Source organism: Pseudomonadota bacterium (assembly GCA_022572885.1).
Lineage (GTDB): Bacteria > Pseudomonadota > Gammaproteobacteria > Steroidobacterales > MnTg04 > MnTg04.
On the sequence record JACZVC010000024.1, the window covers coordinates 38,049 to 45,417 of the forward strand.

8 protein-coding genes are annotated in these 7,369 nt (G+C 56.6%); 3 read left to right on the forward strand and 5 right to left on the reverse strand.

Going from position 1 to position 7,369, the window contains the following annotated elements; genetic code table 11:
- Nucleotides 1-148: 148 nt before the first annotated feature.
- Nucleotides 149-2,050, forward strand: coding sequence for a M61 family metallopeptidase (locus IIA05_09810; protein MCH9027398.1), 1,902 nt, complete (start codon nucleotides 149-151; stop codon nucleotides 2,048-2,050).
- Between the two features lie 233 nt (nucleotides 2,051-2,283).
- Entirely contained in the window at nucleotides 2,284-3,003 is a 720-nt protein-coding gene (locus IIA05_09815; GenBank protein ID MCH9027399.1) for a hypothetical protein, read from the forward strand.
- Between the two features lie 100 nt (nucleotides 3,004-3,103).
- Here the strand turns inward: IIA05_09815 and mnmE are convergent, their stop codons facing one another.
- From mnmE to rpmH, 5 genes are read right to left on the reverse strand one after another with little or no spacing between them, the layout of a single operon-like run.
- Entirely contained in the window at nucleotides 3,104-4,453 is a 1,350-nt protein-coding gene (gene mnmE, locus IIA05_09820; GenBank protein MCH9027400.1) for a tRNA uridine-5-carboxymethylaminomethyl(34) synthesis GTPase MnmE, read from the reverse strand.
- Nucleotides 4,454-4,506: 53 nt separating this feature from the next.
- Nucleotides 4,507-6,192, reverse strand: a complete 1,686-nt coding sequence (yidC, locus tag IIA05_09825; GenBank protein MCH9027401.1) for a membrane protein insertase YidC — start codon at nucleotides 6,190-6,192, stop codon at nucleotides 4,507-4,509.
- Nucleotides 6,185-6,427, reverse strand: coding sequence for a membrane protein insertion efficiency factor YidD (gene yidD / locus IIA05_09830; protein ID MCH9027402.1), 243 nt, complete (start codon nucleotides 6,425-6,427; stop codon nucleotides 6,185-6,187). Before yidD ends, yidC begins: the two co-directional genes overlap by 8 nt.
- Entirely contained in the window at nucleotides 6,415-6,789 is a 375-nt protein-coding gene (gene rnpA / locus IIA05_09835) for a ribonuclease P protein component (GenBank protein ID MCH9027403.1), read from the reverse strand. The genes yidD and rnpA overlap by 13 nt, the downstream gene beginning before the upstream one ends.
- A gap of 22 nt (nucleotides 6,790-6,811) precedes the next feature.
- Nucleotides 6,812-6,946: a 50S ribosomal protein L34 gene (rpmH, locus tag IIA05_09840; GenBank protein ID MCH9027404.1), complete on the reverse strand. Its 135-nt coding sequence runs from the start codon at nucleotides 6,944-6,946 to the stop codon at nucleotides 6,812-6,814.
- A 212-nt stretch (nucleotides 6,947-7,158) separates the two neighbouring features.
- Between rpmH and dnaA the strand changes: the two genes are divergently transcribed.
- A partial coding sequence (dnaA, locus tag IIA05_09845) for a chromosomal replication initiator protein DnaA (protein MCH9027405.1) occupies nucleotides 7,159-7,369 on the forward strand: 211 nt, incomplete at its 3' end.

Sequence of the window (7,369 nt, forward strand, 5' to 3'; positions counted from 1 at the left end):
GGGCCATCAGGCCCGATGGGGAAACCTATCGCGGCTAAAGCCGCTCCTCTACGAGCCCCTTCCACTGGCTCGGCGCAATAGTCACAGAATGATTCGCGGTAATGTAGGATGGCGCCTGGTCCTTTTTCAACCCCGGCGCGGAAGCTCCATGAAACCAATTTATCACAGCTTGCGCATTGCAACGATACTGGCAATGCTCGTAGCCCTCCCGTTCGAGAACGCGGTTGTCGCACAGGAGCCGCCCGCGGTAATCGATATTCACGTTGACCTCAGCGATGCGCCGCGCCGAATTTTCCACGCCCGCCTCTCGATGCCCGTTCAACCCGGCTCCCTTGACTTGCTTTATCCCAAGTGGCTGCCGGGAGAGCACGGGCCCACAGGCCCGATAACGGATCTTGTAGGCCTCAAATTTTACGCCGGTGGAAAAACAATCTCCTGGCGCCGCGATCCCCAGGAGATGTTTGCTTTCCAGGTGAACATCCCGGCGGGCGTTACCCAGCTCGATATCAAACTTGACTATCTGCCACCCAGCGGCAGCGGCCAATTCACCGCCGGGGCGGCGACTTCGGATCGGCTTGCGGTCATGAGCTGGAATACGCTGTTGCTCTATCCCGCCGGGAAATCAGCGCACGAAATCATGTATCGGCCTTCTCTGACTCTGCCAGCGGGATGGGGTTTTGGTACAGCGCTGGTTGAGAGCAGGCGCGAGGGCGACGAAATACATTTCGCAACGGTCTCACTGGCCACACTGGTCGATTCCCCGGTATCGGCAGGCGCCCATCACCGGGTTCTTGACCTGACCGGAAAGGCTGAAGTGCGGCATCGACTGCACCTGGTTGCCGATAGCGAAGAAGCGCTCGATATAAAACCGGAAACCGAGCAAGCGTTTCGGAACCTGGTCGCCGAGGGCATCGCCCTTTTTGGCTCGTACCACTACAGCAAATACGATTTCCTGCTGACGCTGAGCGATCATGTGCAGTCCTTCGGGCTGGAGCACCACGAATCGAGCGATAACCGACTGCCTGAGAGGACGCTGGTGGAAGAGGTGCGCATGAATTCGAGGGCCGGGCTTCTGCCCCACGAGTTCGTGCACTCCTGGAACGCCAAGTATCGACGGCCCGAGGGCTTGACGCGCGACAACTTTCAAACGCCCTATCAGACAGATTTGCTCTGGGTCTATGAGGGTCTCACCTCATACCTTGGCCTGGTTCTGACCTCCCGGAGCGGTCTGTGGACGCCTGAATATGCCCAGGATGCGCTGGCCCGGATCGCCGCCAGGCTCTCGAACCGCCCGGGACGCACTTGGCGCCCGCTCATCGACACAACGCGGGCAGCACAAATTCTTTTCGGTAGTCCCATTGCGGGTTCATCATGGCGGCGCGGCGTCGATTTCTACGACGAAGGCGTGTTGATCTGGCTGGAGGTGGACACACTCATTCGCCAACTCAGCAAAGGCCGCAGAAGCCTGGATGACTTTTGCCGCACGTTTTTCGGTGGCGAAAGTGGTTTAGCCACCGTCGCGCCGTACGCATACGCAGACCTCGTCGCAGCGCTTGCAGAGATCGCACCCCATGACTGGAAAGGATTTTTCGATAGCCGAATCTACTCGATTCAGGCAGAGGCGCCCCTCAACGGGATCACGAACTCAGGGTGGCGGCTGGTTTATACAGCAGAGCCCAATCTTGCCCAGCAGGACCGCGAGGAAACCCGCGAACTGCTCAATTTGTCATTCTCGCTCGGCTTCTCTGTTTCCACCAAAGACAACCGGGTTCTCGATGTGTTGCCTGGCTCTCCCGCGGCGGCTGGAGGTCTCCCATCCGCATTCACCCTGGTTGCCGTCAACGGCCGGCGCTGGACTCCGGAAATTTTGCAGCAGGCAATAGTCGATGCCCAGCAGGCAAATGAGCCCATTCGTCTGTTGGTCGAGAACGCCGAGTTTTTCAGCGAGATTTTGGTCGATTACCATGCTGGCGAGAGGCACCCCCATCTCGAACGCAACGACCGCAAGCGCGATCTTTTGAGCAAGATCCTGGCGCCTCGACTGCGTTGAACGCCAAATCTACTCTATGAAAGGACGACTGAATGTTTGCTGCCGAAGCGAAGCAGCCATGGTTTGCAAGTGAGCGTTAGATTAAAAACCCAAACGCGCAACTGGACATTCCCGATCGTTCATTGCTCTCCAGCTTAAGTTCCCCGGCGGTATAATTTTTCCAAATCAGCGTATAAAAGCCTCACAAAAAATAACGAAAAAACAAACCCACTGAAAGAAGGGGAGAGAAAGCCATGCGGGAATTGCATCTTCGAAGCAAATTCTTCCTGTACCTATCCTTTGCCTTGCTGGTTATAGTCCTGGTTGGATTTTCGCCAACATTTTACTTGCGTGCATTCTTCGATGTTCCCGTGATTCCGCTGTATGTCTATGCACACGGGGCTGCCCTGACCGCATGGTTCACCTGGTTCTGCGTGCAGACGACAGCCGTAAACCGCGGGCGAGTCGACTTGCACAGGCGCCTGGGCGCGATCGGCATAACCATTGGCATTTTGGTCCTTATTTCCGGTGCTGCTTCCGCGCTGGGGCTTGCGCCTCGTTTGCTGGAGAAGTATGGAAACATCGATGCAGATTTACCGCGAATCGCGGGCGTTGTATGGGGAAATATTGGCATGCTGGTCGCATTCACCGGATTCGTCGTTGCAGCAGTTCTTAATCGTAAGAGATCCGAGATTCACAAGCGACTGATGTTGCTCGCAACAATTGCTATCATTCTGCCGGCTTTTGGACGAATTGCAAAATTTCCCATCATCGACGTACCGGACGGGCCTTTCGCATTCGCCGGCTTGTTGGTGTTGCTCATAATGCTGGCGATTTTCGACAAGATTAACAAAGGCCGCGTCCAACCAGTGACGTTGGCCGGCGGAATCGCGTTGCTTGCCATTCTCATCTTTTTCGGCTTTGTGATATCAACCTCTATATTTGGTCGTACGTTCGTCCTCGCACTGACCTAAGGAAGCTCTGATCTATTGATGGTCAAGGCTTGCATAAAATACTTCGATGAGTAAATTTTGGCGTTATCGCCGGCACCCGTAAGCAGGCATGGCCCCAGAACTATTTGCCAATACAAAAACTGGAAAAAATTTCACCCAGCAAGTCGTCGCTGGTGAACTCGCCGGTTATCTCGTTCAATCGTTGTTGTGCTTCGCGCAGCTCTTCGGCCATCAACTCGCCGGCGCGATTATCCTGTAACTGGCTCTTCGCGGCTTGCACATGGCGATGCGCGTTGTGCAACGCGTCCAGGTGCCGCCGGCGCGCGCTGATGCTGCCGCCCTGTCCGCTAAACCCGGCTGCCTCCTTCAAGTGCCGACGCAACAGCTCGATCCCGTCGCCGGTCAACGCCGACAGGTAGATTGCGGTCTGCCCGTTTTGTTCGACGATAGCCGGCGCCTGGTCACGCAGATCGATCTTGTTGTGGATGACCGTGACCGCGAGACCGGCCGGCAACTCGGCGTACAATTCGTCGTCTTTTGCGAGCGCTTCGCCGCTGTCGGTCACCAGCAAGGCGCGGTCGGCGATTGCCAGCTCGGCTTTAGCCCGGCGTATGCCTTCTTTTTCGATCGCATCGCCGTGTGCGCGTATCCCCGCGGTATCGACAACATGTACCGGCATGCCATCGATACTGATGTGCTCGCGCAGCAGGTCGCGGGTGGTCCCCGGGATGTCCGTGACGATGGCCGCCGCATAGCCGGCCAGCCTGTTGAGCAGGCTGGATTTTCCGGCATTCGGCGGGCCGGCGATCACCAGGTGCATGCCATCGCTGAGCAACACCCCCTGCTTCGCTTCCTCCTCGAGCTGCACGAATTGCTGCAACAGCTCGTCAACCTGGTCGAGCACTTTTGGCTCGGCAAGAAAATCGATTTCTTCTTCCGGGAAATCCATCGCCGCTTCGACCCAGGTTCGCAAATGCACCAGCCCGCCAACCAGCTCGTTTACGCGCGCGGAAAACTCACCCTGCAGCGAGCGCAAGGCCGCTCTCGCCGCTTCCGCCGAGCCGCTTTCGATCAGGTCGGCGACAGCCTCGGCCTGGGCCAGGTCCAGTTTGTCGTTGAGGAAAGCCCGCTGGGTAAATTCACCCGGATCCGCCTGCCGGGCACCGTATTCGAGCGCAGCGTTCAGTAGTGTATCCATGACCACGGTGCCGCCATGCCCGTGCAGTTCGACGACGTCCTCACCGGTGAAAGACCCGGGCCCCAGGAAAAACAAAACCAGCCCCTGGTCCAGTGCATCGCCGGCCGCATTTTTGAATTTTCGAAAAGCCGCGGTTCGCGGGGCCGGCAGCACCCCACAAATTTTTTCGCCGATCGTGACTGCACCGGGTCCGGACAGCCGCAAAATACCGATGCCGCCGATACCGGGCGGGGTGGCAATCGCGGCAATCGTATCGTCTGTGCGCAGGGTCATGGCATCAGTCTAGACCACCACCGGCACTGAAAATACAATGCTGTTGACGCAGACTAACCGGACGCTTCTATAACTTTGTTGATGCGCCACTGCTGGGCAATAGACAACAGGGTGTTGCTGAACCAGTAGAGCACCAGACCGGACGGGAAAAACGCCATCAATCCGGTCATCATCACCGGCATGAACATAAAGACTTTCGCCTGGATCGGGTCGGGCGGTGCGGGATTGAGTTTGAACTGGCCGAACATTGCTGCACCCATCAGAACCGGGAGAATAAAATAGGGGTCGCGCGATGACAGGTCGGTAATCCACAGGATAAAAGGCGCCTGCCGCATTTCAACACTTTCGAGCAAGACCCAGTAGAACGCCAGGAATACCGGCATCTGCACCAGCATCGGCAGGCAACCGGCAACCGGGTTGACCTTCTCGCGCTTGTACATTTCCATCATGCCCTTGCTCAGCGCTTCGCGGTCGTCCTTGTAGCGTTCCTGGAGCAATTTGATGCGCGGTTGCAGCTTGCGCATTTTCGCCATCGATTTGCCGCTGGTCTCGGTGAGCTTGAAAAAAACCAGCTTCAAAAGCACGGTCACGATCAGGATCGCCCAGCCCCAGTTGCCTACAAAACCGTGGACTTTTTCCAGTAGCCAGAAAAGCGGCTGCGAAATGATCGTCAACCAGCCATAATCGACCGTCAGCCGCAGCCCGCTGGCCAGTTCCTCGAGTTGATCGGTCAGCTTGGGCCCGATAAACAACAACCCTTCGAAGGTGTGGGATTGCCCGGGCTGAATTACGCGCCCCGGACCCAGGGCAAGCAGTTCATCGATGTTCTGGCGTACGCTGCCCCGGTAGACATACGCCGCCGGCGGTACCGCCGCAGTCAGGAAATGATGTTGAATGGACGCTATCCATGCATTAGCGTAAGTCCCGTCGATTTCGCCTGCCCGGATCTCGTCAGAATCCAGTTTTTCATATTTATCGCCGTCATAAAAAACTGGCCCGTGGAACGAGAATGTTTCGACATCGAACATCGACCGTTCCTGTTTCTGGTTGTGGCGGCGAATTCTGAGGTAATCGGCGCCGGTCCAGCTGGCGTCACTGCCGTTGCTCACGGTGGTTTTAACCTGGATGCCGTACTGGCCTCGTCGAAAAGTATATTCCTTGATCCCACTGATGCCGTGGCCATCGTTCCAGTGCAGCTCTACCCGCAGCTCGTTTTCGCTTTCGGCAAGCCGATAAGCCGGCCGGTCGGTCCGGAACCATGCCTCGAAATTCGGTGCGCTCGCGCCCTGGGTCGTCCGCAAACCTGTCTGCAGCTGGTACAAATCCGGCAGGTTCGGCGACAACAAGGTGATCTTTTGATCCGGCCGGTCTTTTGCCACCGGGTATGCCTTCAGTGTCGCGTGGCGAATATCACCGCCCTGCAGCCCGATTTCGAGATCGAAAACATCGGTGCTGACATGAATAACGGGGACATGGTCGCCCTGGGCCGGTTGCGCCGACGGCGCTTGTGCCAGGCTCTCGATCGCGGACGACTGAATTGTCGCGGGCTCTATGGCCTCGGCAGGAGTATCGATCGCGATCTCGGGTAGTGCATCCTGCAAGCTGTCAACGCGTTCCGCGGCATATGGCTGACTGCCTGGCCCAGAAGCCTGCTGAGCGTAGTCTTCCTGCCAGGCCTGATAACTCAGCCAGAGCAAAAACCCGAGCGTTACCCAGAGTATAAAACGCTGATTATCCATTGCAGTTGAACGCCTTTATGTCCTTGGCTGGGACCGGGTCATAGCCGCCATCGGCCCACGGGTGGCAACGTCCTATGCGCTGAGCCGCCAGCAGGGAACCCCGTAACGCCCCATGGATTCTTATTGCGTCCCGCGCAAAATGGGAACAACTCGGGTAATAGCGGCAATTGCTTCCCAACAGCGGGCTGAGAAACCAACGGTAGATATCGATCACAAACAGCATCACCCGGCGCATTTTTCGCTAACCCTTTGCCAATGCCTGTCAAGGCTGTGCCTTAGTTTACCCCGCTTCGCCATCGTGGCGCCGGCCCTCGCCACTACCACGAAATCTATCGCCGGCAGTGTACTGCCAGCCTGGCGAAACGATTCCCGTACTGCTCTTTTCAGGCGATTCCTGCGCACCGCATTGCCTGCCATTTTCACGGAAATAGCCATACCCAGCCGAGCGTAGCCAAGATCGTTGTTTTTCCCCAATACTGTAAACAGCGAGTCACTGGAACGCTGGCTGTTTTCGAATATTCGGGAAAAATCAGGCTTGCTGATCAGCCTCTGGTGTTGCTGGAATGAACGGTCTTTGCTGTTGACGGTCGTTGGCAAGCGCTAATCTGGCAAAGGTCTGCTATGGAGCCAATCTTACACGGCCTTTGGCGCGACGCCTTTTCAACACCAGCCGCCCCGCTTTCGTCGCCATCCGGGCACGAAAACCGTGGGTGCGCTTACGCTTGATGATGCTGGGTTGGAATGTGCGTTTCATGATGACCTCGGCCCCGAATTATTTCTGCTGTCCATCAATTGGTCGACCGTCCCCCGGCCCCTGACGAAAGGCCGCCACTGTACGGATGGCCTCGCTTAGTGTCAAGCGAAGGGAGGTGTTTTTTGGTGCAAAATCGCCTGTGGATAACTCGTCACAAGAAGTATAGACTGGAATGCTTCCCGGCAAAAAAATTTTCAGAACAAAAAAGGAAAATCGTGCTTTCGCCTCTTTGGAACAGTTGCGTACAACAACTCGAAAACGATCTGCCCGAACAGCAGTTCAACACCTGGATCAGGCCCCTGCAGGCAATCGAGACAAACGGCGATTTACAACTCCTGGCGCCGAATCGTTTTGTCGTCGACTGGGTAAACACCCATTTCATCGAGAGAATCCAGGAAATCCTACGGGAAAGCCAACCCGATA

Excerpts from the sequence above, each read along its gene's own strand:
- IIA05_09810 (MCH9027398.1), top strand. The coding sequence starts at position 149 with ATGAAACCAATTTATCACAGCTTGCGCATTGCAACGATACTGGCAATG.
- IIA05_09815 (MCH9027399.1), top strand. The coding sequence starts at position 2,284 with ATGCGGGAATTGCATCTTCGAAGCAAATTCTTCCTGTACCTATCCTTT.
- mnmE (MCH9027400.1), bottom strand. The coding sequence starts at position 4,453 with ATGACCCTGCGCACAGACGATACGATTGCCGCGATTGCCACCCCGCCC.
- yidC (MCH9027401.1), bottom strand. The coding sequence starts at position 6,192 with ATGGATAATCAGCGTTTTATACTCTGGGTAACGCTCGGGTTTTTGCTC.
- yidD (MCH9027402.1), bottom strand. The coding sequence starts at position 6,427 with ATGCGCCGGGTGATGCTGTTTGTGATCGATATCTACCGTTGGTTTCTC.
- rpmH (MCH9027404.1), bottom strand. The coding sequence starts at position 6,946 with ATGAAACGCACATTCCAACCCAGCATCATCAAGCGTAAGCGCACCCAC.